At 37.8% G+C, this 17,638-nt stretch carries 8 protein-coding genes and 12 tRNA genes; all 20 read left to right on the plus strand.

The annotated features are described in order from the left end of the window. The first annotated feature begins 21 nt into the window (after positions 1-21). The 20 genes from HR057_RS14890 to HR057_RS14990 all read left to right on the plus strand — a co-directional run bounded on the left by HR057_RS14890 (position 22) and on the right by HR057_RS14990 (position 17,635). Positions 22-98, plus strand: a tRNA-Arg gene (locus HR057_RS14890). 14 nt (positions 99-112) lie between these two features. Next, positions 113-189 (plus strand) — tRNA-Pro (locus HR057_RS14895). 34 nt (positions 190-223) lie between these two features. Then, positions 224-296 (plus strand) — tRNA-Ala (locus HR057_RS14900). An 18-nt stretch (positions 297-314) separates the two neighbouring features. Beyond that, positions 315-391, plus strand: a tRNA-Met gene (locus tag HR057_RS14905). Positions 392-428: 37 nt separating this feature from the next. Beyond that, positions 429-521: transfer RNA gene (locus HR057_RS14910), tRNA-Ser, on the plus strand. A gap of 7 nt (positions 522-528) precedes the next feature. Further along, a tRNA-Phe gene (locus HR057_RS14915) sits at positions 529-604 on the plus strand. Positions 605-613: 9 nt separating this feature from the next. Next, positions 614-688 (plus strand) — tRNA-Gln (locus HR057_RS14920). Positions 689-710: 22 nt separating this feature from the next. Next, positions 711-784: transfer RNA gene (locus HR057_RS14925), tRNA-Gly, on the plus strand. Positions 785-795: 11 nt separating this feature from the next. Then, positions 796-869 (plus strand) — tRNA-Ile (locus HR057_RS14930). 9 nt (positions 870-878) lie between these two features. Beyond that, positions 879-953, plus strand: a tRNA-Asn gene (locus tag HR057_RS14935). Position 954: 1 nt separating this feature from the next. Continuing rightward, positions 955-1,045, plus strand: a tRNA-Ser gene (locus HR057_RS14940). A gap of 15 nt (positions 1,046-1,060) precedes the next feature. Beyond that, positions 1,061-1,132: transfer RNA gene (locus HR057_RS14945), tRNA-Glu, on the plus strand. Positions 1,133-1,312: 180 nt separating this feature from the next. Beyond that, a complete protein-coding gene (locus tag HR057_RS17250; RefSeq protein WP_173732244.1) occupies positions 1,313-2,488 on the plus strand; it encodes a YncE family protein in 1,176 nt (391 codons plus the stop codon). A gap of 759 nt (positions 2,489-3,247) precedes the next feature. Beyond that, positions 3,248-4,084, plus strand: coding sequence for a YncE family protein (locus HR057_RS14960; protein ID WP_173732245.1), 837 nt, complete (start codon positions 3,248-3,250; stop codon positions 4,082-4,084). A gap of 125 nt (positions 4,085-4,209) precedes the next feature. Beyond that, entirely contained in the window at positions 4,210-7,740 is a 3,531-nt protein-coding gene (gene addB, locus HR057_RS14965; protein ID WP_173732246.1) for a helicase-exonuclease AddAB subunit AddB, read from the plus strand. Further along, on the plus strand, positions 7,733-11,464 hold the full coding sequence (addA, locus tag HR057_RS14970) for a helicase-exonuclease AddAB subunit AddA (RefSeq protein WP_173732247.1): 3,732 nt from the start codon (positions 7,733-7,735) through the stop codon (positions 11,462-11,464). Before addB ends, addA begins: the two co-directional genes overlap by 8 nt. Before the next feature lie 243 nt (positions 11,465-11,707). Then, positions 11,708-13,429: an acetate--CoA ligase gene (acsA, locus tag HR057_RS14975; RefSeq protein ID WP_173732248.1), complete on the plus strand. Its 1,722-nt coding sequence runs from the start codon at positions 11,708-11,710 to the stop codon at positions 13,427-13,429. Between the two features lie 580 nt (positions 13,430-14,009). Then, positions 14,010-14,780, plus strand: coding sequence for an ABC transporter ATP-binding protein (locus tag HR057_RS14980; RefSeq protein WP_173732249.1), 771 nt, complete (start codon positions 14,010-14,012; stop codon positions 14,778-14,780). A 60-nt stretch (positions 14,781-14,840) separates the two neighbouring features. After that, positions 14,841-16,751: an AMP-binding protein gene (locus tag HR057_RS14985; protein WP_173732250.1), complete on the plus strand. Its 1,911-nt coding sequence runs from the start codon at positions 14,841-14,843 to the stop codon at positions 16,749-16,751. Then, positions 16,751-17,635: a branched-chain amino acid ABC transporter permease gene (locus HR057_RS14990; protein ID WP_173732251.1), complete on the plus strand. Its 885-nt coding sequence runs from the start codon at positions 16,751-16,753 to the stop codon at positions 17,633-17,635. The genes HR057_RS14985 and HR057_RS14990 overlap by 1 nt, the downstream gene beginning before the upstream one ends. Positions 17,636-17,638 lie beyond the last annotated feature (3 nt).

Below are 17,638 nucleotides of genomic sequence, written 5' to 3' on the forward strand. Positions count from 1 at the left end.
CGTAACTACTATATGAAACTTGCGCCCGTAGCTCAATTGGATAGAGCATCTGACTACGGATCAGAAGGTTATGGGTTCGACTCCTGTCGGGCGCGCCATTTAATATATAAATCGGGAAGTAGCTCAGCTTGGTAGAGCACATGGTTTGGGACCATGGGGTCGCAGGTTCGAATCCTGTCTTCCCGACCAGCAAAAAAGATAGTATAATGTATTATTATAAAATGGGGGCTTAGCTCAGCTGGGAGAGCGCCTGCTTTGCACGCAGGAGGTCAGCGGTTCGATCCCGCTAGTCTCCATTCCGATCAAAATAAAATGGCGGTGTAGCTCAGCTGGCTAGAGCGTACGGTTCATACCCGTAAGGTCGGGGGTTCGATCCCCTCCACCGCTACCATCTAATATTTTATTCTTAATTGAGATAATATAATAGTGGAGGAATACCCAAGTCTGGCTGAAGGGGTCGGTCTTGAAAACCGAGAGGCGGGTCAAACCGCGCGGGGGTTCGAATCCCTCTTCCTCCGCCATACATATGGCTCGATAGCTCAGTCGGTAGAGCAGAGGACTGAAAATCCTCGTGTCGGCGGTTCGATTCCGTCTCGAGCCACCATCTTATTAATGGGCTATAGCCAAGCGGTAAGGCAACGGACTTTGACTCCGTCATGCGCTGGTTCGAATCCAGCTAGCCCAGCCATTTTAATTATATCTATCTTAGTGCGGGTGTAGTTTAATGGTAAAACTTCAGCCTTCCAAGCTGATGTCGTGGGTTCGATTCCCATCACCCGCTCCATTATACAATAAGGGCCTATAGCTCAGCTGGTTAGAGCGCACGCCTGATAAGCGTGAGGTCGATGGTTCAAGTCCATTTAGGCCCATTCTTTCATTCCACAGTAGCTCAGCGGTAGAGCAATCGGCTGTTAACCGATTGGTCGCAGGTTCGAACCCTGCCTGTGGAGCCATGGGGAAGTACTCAAGTGGCTGAAGAGGCGCCCCTGCTAAGGGCGTAGGTCGCGTAAGCGGCGCGAGGGTTCAAATCCCTCCTTCTCCGCCATTTACATAGATATCTGGCCCGTTGGTCAAGTGGTTAAGACACCGCCCTTTCACGGCGGTAACACGGGTTCGAATCCCGTACGGGTCATCTAAAAAAATATAGTATGTTTAAGTCCTACTATATAATGAGGCAAATGGGAAAAACTTTTACCCATTTGCCTTATTTTTTTGTTTAGAAATTTTTGATAAGTCCCTTATATAAAAGCCGTTTCCGAACGTATACAAGCTTAATATTTTAAATAACACATAGGAAAAGAGGTGATTATTATTGTTTTGTTGGAAATGTTATAGGTACGAATGTGTTTGTTTTGAAGATGAGCATAAAAGTAAAAAGAAGAAAAAGAAAGCTTCCGTATGCTGTCAAGGTCCACAAGGCCCCGAAGGTCCAAGAGGACATAAAGGTGAACGAGGTGAACGAGGTCCACAAGGTCCACAAGGCCCTCAAGGAAAGGAAGGTCCACAAGGTAGTCAAGGCCCACAGGGATTCCAAGGTCCACAAGGTGATCAGGGTCCACAAGGTATCCAAGGACCTCAAGGAGAAACAGGTTCCATTTTTAGAAGATCCATCAATCATATTTATATTACAAATGGCTCGCAGCTTTCTGTTATTTCTGTTTTAAACGGATTTACGAATACTTTTATTGCGCATATTGTACTAGAACCAAATTTGGTTGGAATTGCTGTAAATCCATTGACTAACAAAGTTTACGCAATTAGTCAAAGTATTAACACTCTCTACGTCATTGATGGGGATAGTTTTTTGGTTGAAGGTACAATTGAAGTAGGTGATCGACCTGTAGGTGTTGCTGTGAATCCATTCACGAATCGGATATATGTTGTAAATGTATTTAGTAATGACGTTACAGTTATTGATGCATTTACAAATACAATTATTGGAACAATCTCTGTGGGTCCGCTGCCTGATGGTATAGCGGTAAATCCAATTACAAATCGAATTTATGTTACAAATAGCGCAAATGATGACGTTTCTGTAATTGATGGAGATACGAATTCAGTAGTTGCCACTGTCTCAGTTGGAGGCTTTCCTGCAGGAATCGCTGTCAATCCATTAACAAACGCTGTTTACGTAGCAAATGAAAGTTCTTCTAGTATTTCGGTTATTAGTGGAATCACCAATACAGTCGTTGAAACTATATCAGTTCTTGATAACCCATCAAATGTTGCTGTGAATCCTTTTACAAATAGAATTTATGTGACTCATTCGAATGGTACTTTTACAGTTATTGACGGATTCACTAATTCGATTATTAAAACAATATTTGTAGGATTTCCTCTTGAGGAAGTTGCTGTTAATCCGTTGACAAATACGATTTATGTTGCAAATGAAGTAGACAATACTATTTTAATTATAAATGGGATTACCAATTTTATCGATGAGACTATTTCTATTGATAGTCCTGTAGCAATTGCGATTAATCCTTAAGCAGCAAATTAAATTTATTAAAGAACGAATAAAAAATAAACAAGATCTATCATATGTCTAAATTGTGGAATAAAAAGAGGGGGGAAACATCTATTACTGTCTAAGCAATAGTAAATTTTTTATAGGTTAATAAACTATGTTCTTGTCCACATCCTTAATGCATATAATTTTTCCCCATCTTCTTTAACAGAAAATATTCAATCGTTCACACCCCTGATGAAAAAATTTTTTTCTAGAAATGATCCATTTTTTGGAGCATTTTGGATAAGCCCTTGAGTCCTTCTTTTTGGTGTTCCCTTTTAAATAAACAGTCGTTTCTCTAAGTATACAAGCTAACTATTTTAAATAACACATAGGAAATTGGAGGTGAAAAAAATTGTCTTGTCGAAAATGTAATGGGCATGACTGTATTTGTGATTTTTCCGATGATGAACAAAAAAGAAGAAAAAGAAAGATGTAATAGGATGTCAGGGTCCACAAGGCCCTCAAGGCGACGAGGGTCCAAGAGGAAAAAGAGGAGAACGAGGCGACAGAGGTCCCCAAGGTAACCAAGGTTCCCAAGGAAAAGAAGGGCCACCTGGCAACCAAGGTCCACAGGGATTCCAAGGTCCACAGGGATTCCAAGGTCCACGAGGTAACCAAGGCCCTCAAGGCGATCATGGCCCACAAGGTGTCCAAGGTCCACAAGGTGAAACAGGATCCCTTTTTAAAAGATCTGTCAATCGTATATATGTTACAAATGGCTCAGAACTTTCTAATGTGACTGTTATTGACGGATATACGAATTCTGCTATTGCAACTATTTCAGTAGCACCAAATTTGCTAGGAATCGCTGTAAATCCAAACACAAACAAAATTTACGTAGCTAGTACAACTGATAATATTGTCTATGTAATTGATGGGTTCACGAATACGGTTATAACTTCAATTCCAGTGGGAAACGGACCGATAGATATTGCTGTAAATCCATTCACTAATCGAATTTATGTAGTAAATGTTTTTAGTAATAACGTTTCGGTTATTAACGGATTTACAGATGCAGTCATTGCAATGGTTCCGGTAGGTTTTACTCCTCAAGGCATAGCAATAAATCCAATTACGAATCGAATTTACGTGTCGAGTACCCCGGAAAGTAATGTATATGTTATTGATGGAGATACTAATACTGTTATTACATCTGTCTCAGTTGTTAGCGGACCTGTAGGTTTAGCTGTAAATCCTTTAACAAACGCGGTTTATGTAGCGAACAGGGGTGCTTCTGATATTTCTGTTATTCATGGAATTACCAATAAGGTCGTTCATACTATTTTTGTACAGCCATCCCCAATATTTGTAGGTGTGAATCCTCTTATAAACAGAATTTATGTATCAGACTTGAATGGTAATATTTCAGTCATTGATGGATTCACTAATTTGGTCATCCAGAATATTCCACAAGGATTTGCCCTCCGGAAAGTTGCTGTCAATCCGTTGACTAATGCAGTGTATATAGCACAAGATTTTGTCAATAATATTTTAGTTTTAAACGGAATTACAAATACAATCAATGTAATAATTGGTATTAATAATCCCTTTGCAATTGCGGTTAATCCATAAGTGATATTTTAAGATAAATTGAAGGCAACCTAAAATGGGAGCCTTTTTCATTTTTACCTGAAACCGCAATGGTATAATAAATATATCTTTGTTTGATTGGAGAAAAGAGGAGGTGTCCGTTAATTATGTCTTTACGACTGATTGTTGGCAGATCAGGAAGCGGAAAATCGCATTTTATATTGGATGAAATAAAAAAGAAGCTAATCAATGATCCGGCTGGTCCACCTATTATTTTCCTTGTACCTGATCAAATGACATTTCAAATAGAATATCAGCTCATTAATATGCCAGAAGTAAATGGTATGATTCGGGCCCAAGTGTTTAGTTTTACCCGGTTGGCATGGCGGGTTTTGCAAGAGACAGAAGGATTTAGCCGTTACCATCTTAATAGTGTAGGACTACATATGTTGTTACGGAAAATCATTGAGCATCGAAAAGAAGAATTAAAAGTTTTTACAAAAGTTGCAGATCAAACGGGCTTTATTAGTCAAATGGAAAAAATGATTGCTGAGTTCAAAAGATATTGCCTTTCACCTAGTTTCTTACAAGAGAAGCAGATCGAGCTTTCAAGAAGTGGGGAAGATTTTTCAGAAAACATCCAAACTCAAGCGGCTAGTAAAATATTAGCGGACAAACTATATGATTTTTACTTAATCTATCAAGATTATGAGAATCATCTTTTACGACATTATGTTGATTCAGAAGATTACTTACGGTTGCTAGCTGAAAATATATGTAAATCTGAAGAATTAAAGAATGCTGATATTTATGTGGATGGGTTTCATAGTTTTACTCCTCAAGAGTTGGAAGTATTGACCCAATTGTTTAAACATTGTAATAGCACAATGATTGCGCTTACGGTAGATCCGGAAGAGTTTAATAATTTTCACGATCTCCATTTATTTCGGATGACGCTAAATACCTATTTTAAAATACAAGGGATTGCGAACGAAAATGGAATAAAAATCGAGCAGCCGATTGTCATGAATGAACCAAAAAGATTTCTTACATCACCTGCATTACAACATCTTGAGAAAAACTATGATCGTCGTCCCGGTTTGAAATTTGATGGGGAACAACTAGGAGTTAAAGTGATTGCTGCTGTGAACCGGCGGGCGGAAGTGGAACAGACGGCCCGGGAAATTCTACATTTAGTTCAAACAAAAAATTACCGGTGGCGCGATTTTGCTATTTTATTAAGAGATAGCAGGACATACCATGATTTATTGCAAACGATTTTTGAAGATTATCAAATCCCTGTTTTTTTAGATGAAAAAAGATCAATGTTAAACCATCCTTTAATAGAATTCATTCGTTCTTCTTTAGATGTTATTCATGGGGGATGGCGATATGAAGCAATTTTTCGCTGCATCAAAACGGATCTAATGTTTCCATTTGGGAGCAATATTGAGCAATTTCGTGAAGAAATGGACCAATTTGAAAATTACGTGTTGGCATACGGCATTCAAGGAAAGCGCTGGACTGAAAATAAACGTTGGGAATACCGGCGTATTCGTGGACTTGAAAGTGAAAGAAGTGGAAAAACCGATAAGGAAATAGAATATGAAGAAAAAATTAATAAATGGCGTTCTCTAATAACCGATCCACTCCTTTCTTTTGAAAAAAATTTAAAAAAAGCAAAAACAGCAAGAGATTATTGCGAAGCACTTTTTTACTTTCTCGAAGGTTTAGATGTACCGAAGAAAATTGATCAACTTTCTATAGAAGCTGAGAACCAAGGAAACCTCTTGGAATCACGAGATCACAGTCAAGTTTGGCAAGCGGTTATGGATCTTTTAGATCAAATGGTTGAACTAGTGGGAGAAGAAAAACTATCATTTGAGCTTTTCCGTAAAATGATTCTGTCAGGAATTGAATCGATGCATTTTGCAACTGTTCCGCCAGCTCTAGACCAAGTTGTCGTCGGAAATATGGAGCACTCTCGGCTTTCCAATACGAAATGCACGTTCATTCTTGGAGCAAATGATGGTGTGATTCCAATGAAACCTACGGAAGAAGGCGTATTAACCGAAGAGGAACGGGAAAGTTTAGCCGGTACAAATTTTTTATTGGCTCCTGGAACGAAAGAACAACTGTTGGACGAGCAGTTTTTAATATATCTTGCATTAACGAATTCCTCTGATTTACTTTATATCAGCTATCCGATGGCTGATGATGAAGGAAAATCACTCATGCCGTCCATTATTTTCAATCGATTGAAAGATCTGTTTCCAAATTTACAAGAAACGTTAATTTTAAATGAGCCAAGTGAAGAAAAGACGGAAGACCAATTAAAATATATTGTCAATCCGAAAAAAACGATGTCTTATTTATCTTTGCAACTGCAAAATTGTAAACGGGGCTATCCTGTTCATCATTTATGGTGGGATGTTTATAACTGGATGGTTGAAAATGAAGAATGGGAAGTTTATGGAAAGAGAATTTTAAGCAGCTTGTTTTATAAAAATCAGCCTAAATTTTTATCGGCGGATATTAGTCGAAAATTATATGGTGAGGAAATAAAAGCTAGCGTATCACGGATGGAATTATTCCAAGCATGTCCATATTCCCAGTTTTTATCCTATGGACTCCGCTTAGAAGAACGGCAAATTTTCCGGCTCGAAGCACCTGATATAGGGCAGTTATTTCATGCTGCACTTAAACTAATTACGGAGATGATCCAACGAAATCATTTGCATTGGGCAAATCTTACAAAAGCACAATGTGAACAATTTGCCTATGAAGCTGTGGAAAAGCTTGCACCAAATCTTCAAAAGGAAATATTGTTAAGTTCGAACCGTTATCATTATATTAAAAGAAAACTGCAGCAAGTTGTCGGACGGGCTTCAATCATTTTAAGTGAACATGCAAAAATTTCTGGTTTTGAGCCGATCGGACACGAGCTAGCATTTGGATCAAAAGGACCACTCTCACCTCTACGTTTTCAATTGAAAAACGGCTGTACGATGGAAGTTGTTGGACGAATTGACAGAGTTGATAAATCAGAGGGAGAAAATGGTGTTTATTTAAGAATTATTGATTATAAGTCAAGCAAAAAAGGACTGAATCTATCAGAGGTATACTTTGGGTTGGCACTTCAAATGCTCACTTATTTAGATGTCGTGATTACGAACTCTAAAAAGTGGCTCGGTTTGGAAGCAACGCCAGCAGGGGTTCTCTATTTTCACGTTCATAATCCGATGCTTCATAAAACAATGGTGCCAACGATTGAAGAAATAGAAAATGAAATTTTTAAGCAGTTTAAAATGAAAGGATTATTAGTCGCAGACCATGAAGCAATCCGACTGATGGATCAAACGCTTGAATCAGGTTATTCGGATGTCATACCGGTTGCATTAAAAAAAGATGGCAGTTTTTATAGTAATTCATCCGTTGCTAGCAAGGAAGATTTTAACCATTTGCGCTCATATGTGCGTGGTAAGATTCAAGATATTGGAACAGCTATTACAAATGGAGTTATTGACATTGAACCTTATAAACTAAATGATCAAACACCTTGCACGTATTGTTCATACAAAGCTATTTGCCAATTTGATCGGACCTTAGAAGAAAATAAATTTAACATTATCGTGCCTGAAAAATCTGATGTTATTTTAGAAAAAATCCGGCAGAAAGGAGGAGAAATGGTTGAGTAGTAAAATACCAAAACCTGAAAACAGTACATGGACAGATGAGCAATGGCATGCCATTACTGCAGGCGGCAAAGATATTCTAGTAGCAGCCGCAGCTGGATCGGGTAAAACAGCTGTGCTTGTTGAACGCATCATTAAGAAAATTACTTCAACTGAAAATCCTGTTGATGTCGATCGTTTGTTGATTGTTACGTTTACAAATGCCGCGGCAGCTGAAATGAGAAAAAGAATTGGGGATGCACTTGAAAAAGAAATTGTCAAACAGCCTGCTTCGCTTCATTTGCGTAGACAATTGACATTATTAAATAAGGCATCGATATCTACACTTCATTCCTTTTGCTTAAATGTATTGCGAAAATATTATTACCAAATTGATTTAGATCCTAGTTTTCGTATTGCTGATGAAACGGAAGCAGAATTGTTAATGGAAGAAGTAATGGAAGAATTATTTGAGGAACAATATAGTCTGGAAAATAATGAACTTTTTTTTGATGTTGTGGATAGGTATAGTGATGACCGAAGCGATATAGAACTTCAGTTGTTAATACGCAAACTTTATGATTTTTCCCGCTCTTATCCATGGCCTAATGAGTGGCTCGACTTTATTGTTCAGTCTTATGAAGTGAATGAATTAAGTGGAATTGAAGATTTGCCTTGGATTAAAGATTTGCGAGATGAAATAAAAATTAATCTTGAAGCTTACCGTGAGTTATTAAACCGTGCTCTAAAACTGACGAAAGAGCCGGGAGGACCTTCTCCGTATGCAGATAATATCATCGATGACTTAAATATTGTTGAAAATTTACTTGCGGCAAATGAACAGTCATGGGATGCCCTTTACGATAAGATGAAATCAGTATCTTTTTCTAAATTAAAAACTTGTAGAGGAAACGATTATGACAAAAAACTTCAAGAAATGGTAAAAGGTGCCCGTGAGCAGGTTAAAAAAGGCATTAGTACATTGAAAGATGAGTTCTTTAGTCGTAGACCGGAACACTATTTAAAAGATATGGAGGAAATGAAGCCGGTAGTTGCCACGCTCGTTGACCTTGTCAAGGAGTTTTCAAAGCGATACCAAGCGATGAAAAAAGAAAAAGGCCTCGTTGATTTTGCCGATTTGGAGCATTTTTGCCTAGAAATTTTATGTGATGAAAATTCAACGAAAGATCATCTTTTGCCATCACCTGTTGCCATAGAATATCAGAAGCTGTTTGAAGAAGTTTTAGTTGATGAATATCAAGATACAAACTTAGTTCAAGAAACAATTATTCGCCTTGTATCTAGATCTAACAATTTATTTATGGTCGGTGATGTAAAGCAAAGCATCTATCGCTTCCGTTTGGCAGAGCCGCATCTATTTTTAAGCAAATATAAACAGTTTCAAAAAGAAGACGATGCCACAAGTCCTGGAATTCGTATTGATTTATCGAGAAACTTTCGAAGCCGTGTCGAAGTATTGGAAGGTACCAATTACATCTTCAAGCAAATTATGAATACACATGTCGGTGAAATTGACTATGATGAAGATGCTGAACTGAAACTAGGAAATTTAAATTATCCTCCATCAGATCAAATGAAAACAGAACTGCTCTTGATTGACCGAGAAGGGGAAACAGCAGAACAGGAAGCAAATGCTGAGGAAGAGACCAGTGAAAAACTTGAGCTTGCCGAGTTGGAAACTGTTCAACTAGAAGCAAGAATCATCGGCATGAAAATAAAAGAACTAATTGGACAACCATTTACAGTAACAGATAAAAATGGCAATACCCGTAATATTACTTACCGCGATATTGTCATTCTTCTTCGGTCGATGCCTTGGGCTGAAGCGTTCATGGAGGAAATGAAAGAGTTTGGGATTCCGGTTTATGCTGAACTTTCGACTGGTTATTTTGAAGCAACAGAAGTTTCGATCATCATGTCTTTATTAAAAATTATTGATAATCCTTACCAAGATATACCGCTTGTTGCAGTCCTTCGTTCTGCCATCGTTGGTATAACAGAGGAGGAACTGGCGCTTATTCGCATTCATGAAAAAAATAACAATTATTTCGATGGTGTAAAAAGCTATATTAAATCAGGAGAAAACGGAGACCTTGTAAAGAAACTTCATAGTTTTTATATCCAGCTGAAAGAATGGCGATCAAGAGCTAGAAAAGGTGCATTATCAGAATTGATTTGGCAATTATATCGAGAAACCGGCTTTTATGATTATGTGGGCGGGTTGCCTGGCGGAAAGCAGCGGCAAGCCAATTTAAAGGCTTTGTACGACCGTGCAAAGCAATATGAAGAAACTTCATTTCGAGGTTTGTTCCGTTTCTTGCGCTTTATAGAAAGAATGCAAGACCGCGGCGATGACTTAGGAGCGGCAAGAGCCCTTGGCGAGCAGGAAGATGTTGTCCGGATGATGACGATTCATAAAAGTAAAGGCCTTGAATTTCCAGTTGTTTTTGTCGCAGGACTTGGCCGGCAATTCAATATGCAAGATTTGCGTAAAAAAGTGCTCCTTCATAAAGAACTTGGTTTTGGTTCCAAACTTGTGAATCCAACTTTAAGGATTAGTTACCCGACGCTTCCGGCTTTGGCGATTAAACGACGCTTAAAGATGGAGCTATTAGCGGAAGAGATGCGTGTTTTATATGTTGCTTTAACACGAGCGAAAGAAAAACTTTATCTTGTCGGTTCCGTCAAAGACGCGGAAAAAGCTTTAGAAAGATGGAATGAGGAAGCGGATACTAGAGGCTGGCTATTACCAGATTACGTCAGGGCAAAAGCAATGAGTTATTTGGATTGGATCGGTCCAGCGCTAGTAAGACATCCTGATTGTACAATTTTGCATACCCAATTATCAGAAAGTAATCATTTGATCCATCCTTCCAAATGGGAAGTTCGTTTGATAAATGCAGAAAATCTCCCGATGGATTTAAGCAAGTCCGAAGGTGAACATGCAAATTTATTTAAACAAGTTGAAAATTGGGAGATTGTCCCGATTGAAAGTGAATTAAAAGGCCAAATTTATAAACAGCTTTCTTGGAAATATCCTTATCCATTAGCTGAAACGAAGCGTTCTAAACAATCCGTATCAGAAATAAAATCAAGGAAACAAGTGGCAGATGCTTATTCAGATACGGTTATGATTAAAAGGTTCAGCCCACCAATACAAGACCGGCCACGATTTTTGCAGAAAAAAACTTTGACTGCTGCAGAAAGAGGAACTGCCATGCACATGGTCATGCAGCATATTCGCTTAACAGAACCTATTACGCACGAATCGATTTCTCACCTGTTAACAGAAATGGTAAGGAAAGAATTGCTCACCGAGGCTCAAAAAGAAGTAATCGAAATTGACGGCATTATCCAATTTTTTGAAACAGAAATAGGTAAAAGATTACTCAATGCTAAGAAAGTTAAGAGAGAAGTGCCGTTTAGTTTGGCGTTGCCTGCAAGAGAAGCTTATTCTGATTGGTTCAGTGATGAGGATGAGAACATTTTAGTTCAAGGTGTCATGGATTGCGTTTTTGAAGATGATGATGGATTCGTGTTAATCGATTATAAAACAGATGCCATTAAAGGACGTTTTCAAAACGAAATCAACGCAAAACAAGTTTTAGAAGAACGTTATCGTTTGCAAATGGATTTATATGGAAGAGCATTAATGAATATATGGAAACTCGACCGACTTGAAAAATATCTTTTCTTCTTTGATGGAAATTTGCTTATAAAAATATAGATGTTATATAACAATATTATAAAACCCGGGAGATAATGTTGAATGAACAATGTAATATCTTCCGGGTTTTTTTACTTTATATTCATTAAAAATAGTGATTTTACGCTATTTTGAAGTACAAAAACCAATAATTGTAAGTAATTTATAAAATTTTGTAAACATTTAAAAAAATATTTAATTTTTTGTCGATTTATGATAGTGTTATATAACAAGGATATCTTCTTTTGGGGGTTGGAGGAATTTATGACAACAGACGCACGTAAAAAAGAAATATTGTTTTTGGATGAAACAGCAAATTTGAAAAACTATGATGAAGCTTATGCCAATTTTGATTGGAAACAAGTTGAGGAAACGTTTACTTGGTATAAAACTGGGAAAGTAAACATGGTTTATGAAGCAATTGACAGACATGTCGAAAATGGCAAAGCAGATCAAATTGCCCTTTACTTCACTGATGGTGTTCGCGACGAGGCTTACACTTATGCTGAAGTTCAAAAAAATTCTTGTCAATTTGCAAATGGATTGCGATCCCTTGGAATCGGAAAAGGGGACAGAGTATTTATTTTCATGCCAAGAAGTCCTGAATTATATTTTGCGATTTTAGGTACGGTTCGCATCGGTGCAATAGCTGGTCCATTATTCGAAGCATTTATGGAAGAAGCTGTAAAAGACCGGTTGAGCGACAGCGGAGCGGTAGCTGTTGTTACGACGCCAGCATTAGTAAATCGAATTCCTGTTGATGAACTTCCTGAACTAAAACATATCATTTTAGTTGGAGCGGAAGAAACAACATCTGATAAACAAGTCTTGTATCAAGATTTAATGAGCAAATCTGATGAATATATAATTGAATGGGTTGACCGTGAAACAGGCATGCTTCTTCACTATACATCTGGTTCTACTGGAAAACCAAAAGGTGTTCTTCAAGTGCATGACGCAATGGTTCACCAATATCATGCCGGAAGACTCGTTTATGATTTACGCGAAGGAGATATTTATTGGTGTACAGCTGACCCAGGCTGGGTAACAGGTACGTCAGCAGGTATGTGGTCACCATGGTTAAACGGTGTAACTGCAGTTTTACGCGGTGGACGATTTAACGCAGAAGAATGGTTTAAAACTCTTGAAAAATACGGGGTAACCGTTTGGTTTAGTGCACCAACTGCTTTCAGAATGTTAATGGCAGCGGGAAATGAACTTCCAAAAAAATATAATCTAGAAAAACTTCGTCATATTCTTTCAGCGGGTGAACCGTTAAATCCGGAAGTTATTCGTTGGGGCTTAGATGTATTAAAACTTCGAATTCATGATAACTGGTGGATGACAGAAACAGGTTCTAGTATTTGTGCTAACTTCCGCTGTAATCCAATTCGACCAGGTTCAATGGGGAAACCGCTTCCAGGCATAACGCTTGCAATTGTTGATGACCAAGGGAATGTATTGCCTCCGAACCGTATGGGCAACTTGGCCATTAAACCAAAATGGCCGGCAATGGTTCGTGCAATTTGGAATAATAAAGAAAAGTATGATCAATATTTCGAAACTGGTTGGTTTGTGTCAGGGGATTCTGCTTATATGGATGAAGATGGCTACTTCTGGTTTGAAGGCCGTGTAGACGATGTCATCAATACAGCTGGTGAACGTGTAGGTCCATTCGAAGTAGAAAGCAAACTAGTAGAACACCCAGCAGTAGCGGAAGCAGGGGTTATCGGTGTTCCTGATCCAGTTCGCGGTGAAGTTATTAAGGCATTCATCACCCTTCGTGATGGCTATGAAGAAAGCGAAGAGTTAAAACAAGAAATTCGCGAATTCGTCAAAACTCGTCTAGCAGCTCATGCAGCGCCAAGAATGATCGAAATTCGCCAATCAATTCCAAAGACAAGATCTGGAAAAATTATGCGCCGCGTTTTAAAAGCTTGGGAACTTGGCTTGCCAACAGGCGACTTGTCAACGATGGAAGAATAATCAAGTAGAAAGTATAAAAACTCCTAATCTGAAATAGTGTCAGATTAGGGGTTTTTTATTGGCTTTATAGGAAATGTATTTCTTCTTTTCATTTCAAGTCCTTTTAATCATATCCCATATCTGAAAACAATACATATCTGAATGAAACAATATTCCCGCGTCTTTTTCACAAAACTTCCACTAATTATACCTAATATAAGATCATGTCCTTCATTAGTCCCTAAAAAGAGAAATGTATCATATTGATTAAATATTTGTGAAAAACGGCATTTGCGTAGCTTCTGCAAAATCTCTCTAATAGGAATGGATCGTCCAAAAGTCATAAAAAGTGTCTTTTTCCCATATCTTTAATCTTTGACGAATCACATTTCGATATGACCTTTTAACATTTTTTCTATTATTGAAAAACTCCAACACCGATTAAATGAATAGAATTTTTATCGAAATCTCTTAAAAAGAATAATAGAGAAATATATCGTAAAAAGTTTATAAAATTTTGTTGTAAGAGTGTGGGAAATCATGGTATATTCTTGTAGTAAACGCTTACATTTATAATATACTTTTCGTGGGAGGGGATTATTTGGGAGTATTAGAAATAAAAGACGTAACATTGCGTTTTGGCGGTGTTGTCGCTCTTGACCACGTCAGTTTTACAGTGAACAAAGGGGAAATTTTTGCATTAATCGGCCCAAATGGTGCCGGAAAAACGAGTATGTTGAATTGTATTAGCGGTTTATATCAGCCGTCTGAAGGTACCATTTCATTTAATGGGCAAGTTATAAACCATCTTAAGCCTCATAAACGGGCAAGTTTAGGAATCGCCCGCGCATTTCAAAATATTGAGCTATTTCCACATCTTTCCGTTTTGGACAATTTAATGCTAGGTAGACATGTAAGAATGAAATCAGGTTTATTATCCTGCGGAATATATTGGGGGAAAGCACAGCGAGAGGAAGTTGAACATCGAAGGAAAGTGGAGGATGTTATTGATTTCCTCGAAATAGAAGATATACGCGATATACCAGTAGGTACGCTTTCGTATGGTCTCCAAAAAAGGGTTGAAATGGGCCGAGCTCTTGCCTTAGAACCTGAACTATTGCTTTTAGATGAGCCGATGGCAGGCATGAACAATGAAGAAAAAGAAGATATGGCCCGCTATATTATTGATATTCATGAAGAAATGAAAACTACGATCATCCTAATTGAACATGATATGGGAGTTGTCATGGATTTGTCAGATCATATAGCTGTACTTGATTTCGGTAAGCTGATCGGATACGGAACCCCGACTGAAATACAAAACAATCCGAAAGTCATTGAGGCATATCTAGGAGAGGAGCAAGCTGGATAGTTGTTTAAGCAGAAAACTATTGTTTCATTTGCTAAAGACTAGCATAAGGAGGAAAGCTCAATGGATAATATGACATTTCCTCAAATCCTATTGGAACGAACAAAAAAGGAAGGATCACGAGTTGCTTTACGTAGAAAAGACTATGGGATTTGGAATGAATATACGTATGAGAAATATTTTGAAGAAGTGAAACTATTTGCGCTAGGACTTCTAGATTTAGGTTTTAAAAGATATGATAAATTAGCGATTATTGGAGACAATCGGCCTGAATGGGTTATTAGTGAGCTTTCAGCCCAAAGTTTGGGAGGAGTTTCCGTTGGCATTTACCAAGAATCGCTCCCAAATGAAATTAGTTATATTATCAACAATTGCGATGCTACTTTCGTTGTTGTTGAAGATCAAGAACAAGTCGATAAAATTTTGGAAGTCAAACATGAAATTCCGAAAGTAAAATGGATCATCTATTATGACAAACGAGGTATGAGAAACTATAATGATCCGAGTTTATTATATTTTAAGGATGTACAGGAAATCGGCAAAAAAGTAGAAGAAAAAAATTCAGAATTATTTGAACAAGAAGTTAAAAAAGGTAATTTTGATGACATTGCTATTTTCTCCTATACTTCAGGAACAACAGGAAATCCAAAAGGAACGATGCTAACTTACCAAAATCTATTCGATATGGCGAAAAATTTATCTGCGATTGACCCATTAGAAAAAAATGATCAATATTTATCATTTTTGCCGCTAGCATGGATCGGTGAGCAAATGATGACAATTGGTTTAGGTTTATATAACGGTATTACTGTAAATTTCCCGGAAGAACCTACAACCGTTATGCAAAATTTAAGAGAAATAGGACCACATGTAATCTTTTCACCACCAAGAATCTACGAAGATATGGTTTCAAAATTTCAAGTTAAAATTCAAGATGCTAGTTGGCTTAAACGAAAAATTTATGAATGGTGCAAACCGATCGGCGAAAAAGTAGCTGAAGCCCATTTAAATAATCAACCGGTTAGTACCGGCACAAAATGGTTATACAAAATAGCTGATTATTTGATGTTTAGTGCGATTCGTGACCATTTAGGTTTATTAAGAATTAAACGTGCATATACCGGAGGAGCACCGCTTGGACCTGATGTATTTAAGTTTTTCCATAGTATCGGTGTCAATATTAAAAGTATTTATGGCCAAACTGAAGTTTCAGGAATTGCCATCGTCCATCGTGATGGAGATATAAAAGTTGATAGTGTTGGCATACCGCTTCCAGGAACAGAAGTCAAAATTTCAGATGAAGGAGAAATTCTCATTAAAAGCACAAGTGTTTGTAAAGGCTATTATAAAAATGAAAAGTCAACGAAAGAAACGATTGAAGATGGATGGCTTCATACAGGGGATGCCGGCTATCTTGATGAAAAAGGCCATTTATACGTCATTGACCGGCTGAAGGATGTCATTCGCTTGCAATCAGGTGAAATGTTTTCGCCGCAATTTATTGAAAACAAATTAAAATTCAGTCCTTATATTAAAGAAGCGGTTGCGATAGGCCGAGGGAAACCATATGTAGTGGCGATGATCAATATTGATATGGATAATGTCGGCAGATGGGCTGAGAAAAATCAAATTACTTACACAACTTATACAGATTTATCATCAAAACCGGCTGTCCTTGAATTAATTCAAGAGCAAGTAAATGAAGTAAACAAAACATTGCCGGAAAAAGCAAGGATCAAAAAGTTTGTCCTTCTCTACAAAGAGTTGGATGCTGATGATGAAGAATTGACACGTACGAAAAAAGTTCGCCGTCAATTTGTTGCGAAAAAATATGAAAAGCTCATTGAAGGTTTATATTCTCAAAATGAAAAAATTGACGTCGAAGGTACGATCAAATATCGGGACGGAAAAGAACAGATTATTCGTACAACCTTAACAGTTGTCTCATTATCAGAACAAGAGGGGGTTGCTTGATGACATTTTTTCTACAAATGTTGGTGACAGGGATTGTTATTGGAAGTGTTTATGCACTTGTGGCACTAGGTTTCGTATTAATCTATAAATCTAGTGATGCAATCAATTTTGCACAAGGAGAGTTTCTATTAGTTGGAACGTATGTATGCTTGACTTTAGTTTCAAGCTATCATATTCCGTTTATTCCTGCGCTAATTATTACGCTCATCTTTAGTGCTGTCCTGGGCCTTGTCATCGAACGCATTATACTTCGGCCATTTATTGGGGAACCAGTCATTTCGTTAATCATGGCGACAATCGGATTATCAAGTGTCTTACTTGGAATTATCCATATTATTTGGGGCCATGAAACAAAAGTATTTCCGGAAATTTTCTCAAGTCAACCAGTTCAATTAGGCAGCATTATTATAGCTCCGGTTTATTTATGGTCACTGGCAATTGTAGTCGTAATGCTTGTAATATTTTCTTTATTTTTCAAATATTCAAAACTTGGAATTGCAATGCGGGCTACAGCCGATGACCAACAAGCGGCAATGTCTATGGGTATTAGTGTAAAAGTCATTTTTGCTTGTGCTTGGGCCATTGCAGCTGTTGTTTCTGCTGTTGGTGGCGTTTTGTTAGGAAATATTAACGGGGTCAACTCTTCGCTTGCACTCATTGGGTTAAAAGTTCTACCGGTCGCAATACTAGGAGGACTTGATAGCATCCCTGGTGCAATTATCGGCGGCATTATTATTGGAGTTATTGAAAGTATGACAGGTGGGTATCTCGATCCTCTCGTAGGCGGAGGATTAAAAGAAGTCATGCCGTTTATCATCCTTGTTTTCATTCTAATGTTCAAGCCATACGGTTTATTTGGCAAAAAAGAAATAGAAAGGGTGTAATAG

It is taken from the genome of Calidifontibacillus erzurumensis (assembly GCF_013303125.1).
GTDB classification, from domain to species: domain Bacteria; phylum Bacillota; class Bacilli; order Bacillales; family Bacillaceae_J; genus Calidifontibacillus; species Calidifontibacillus erzurumensis.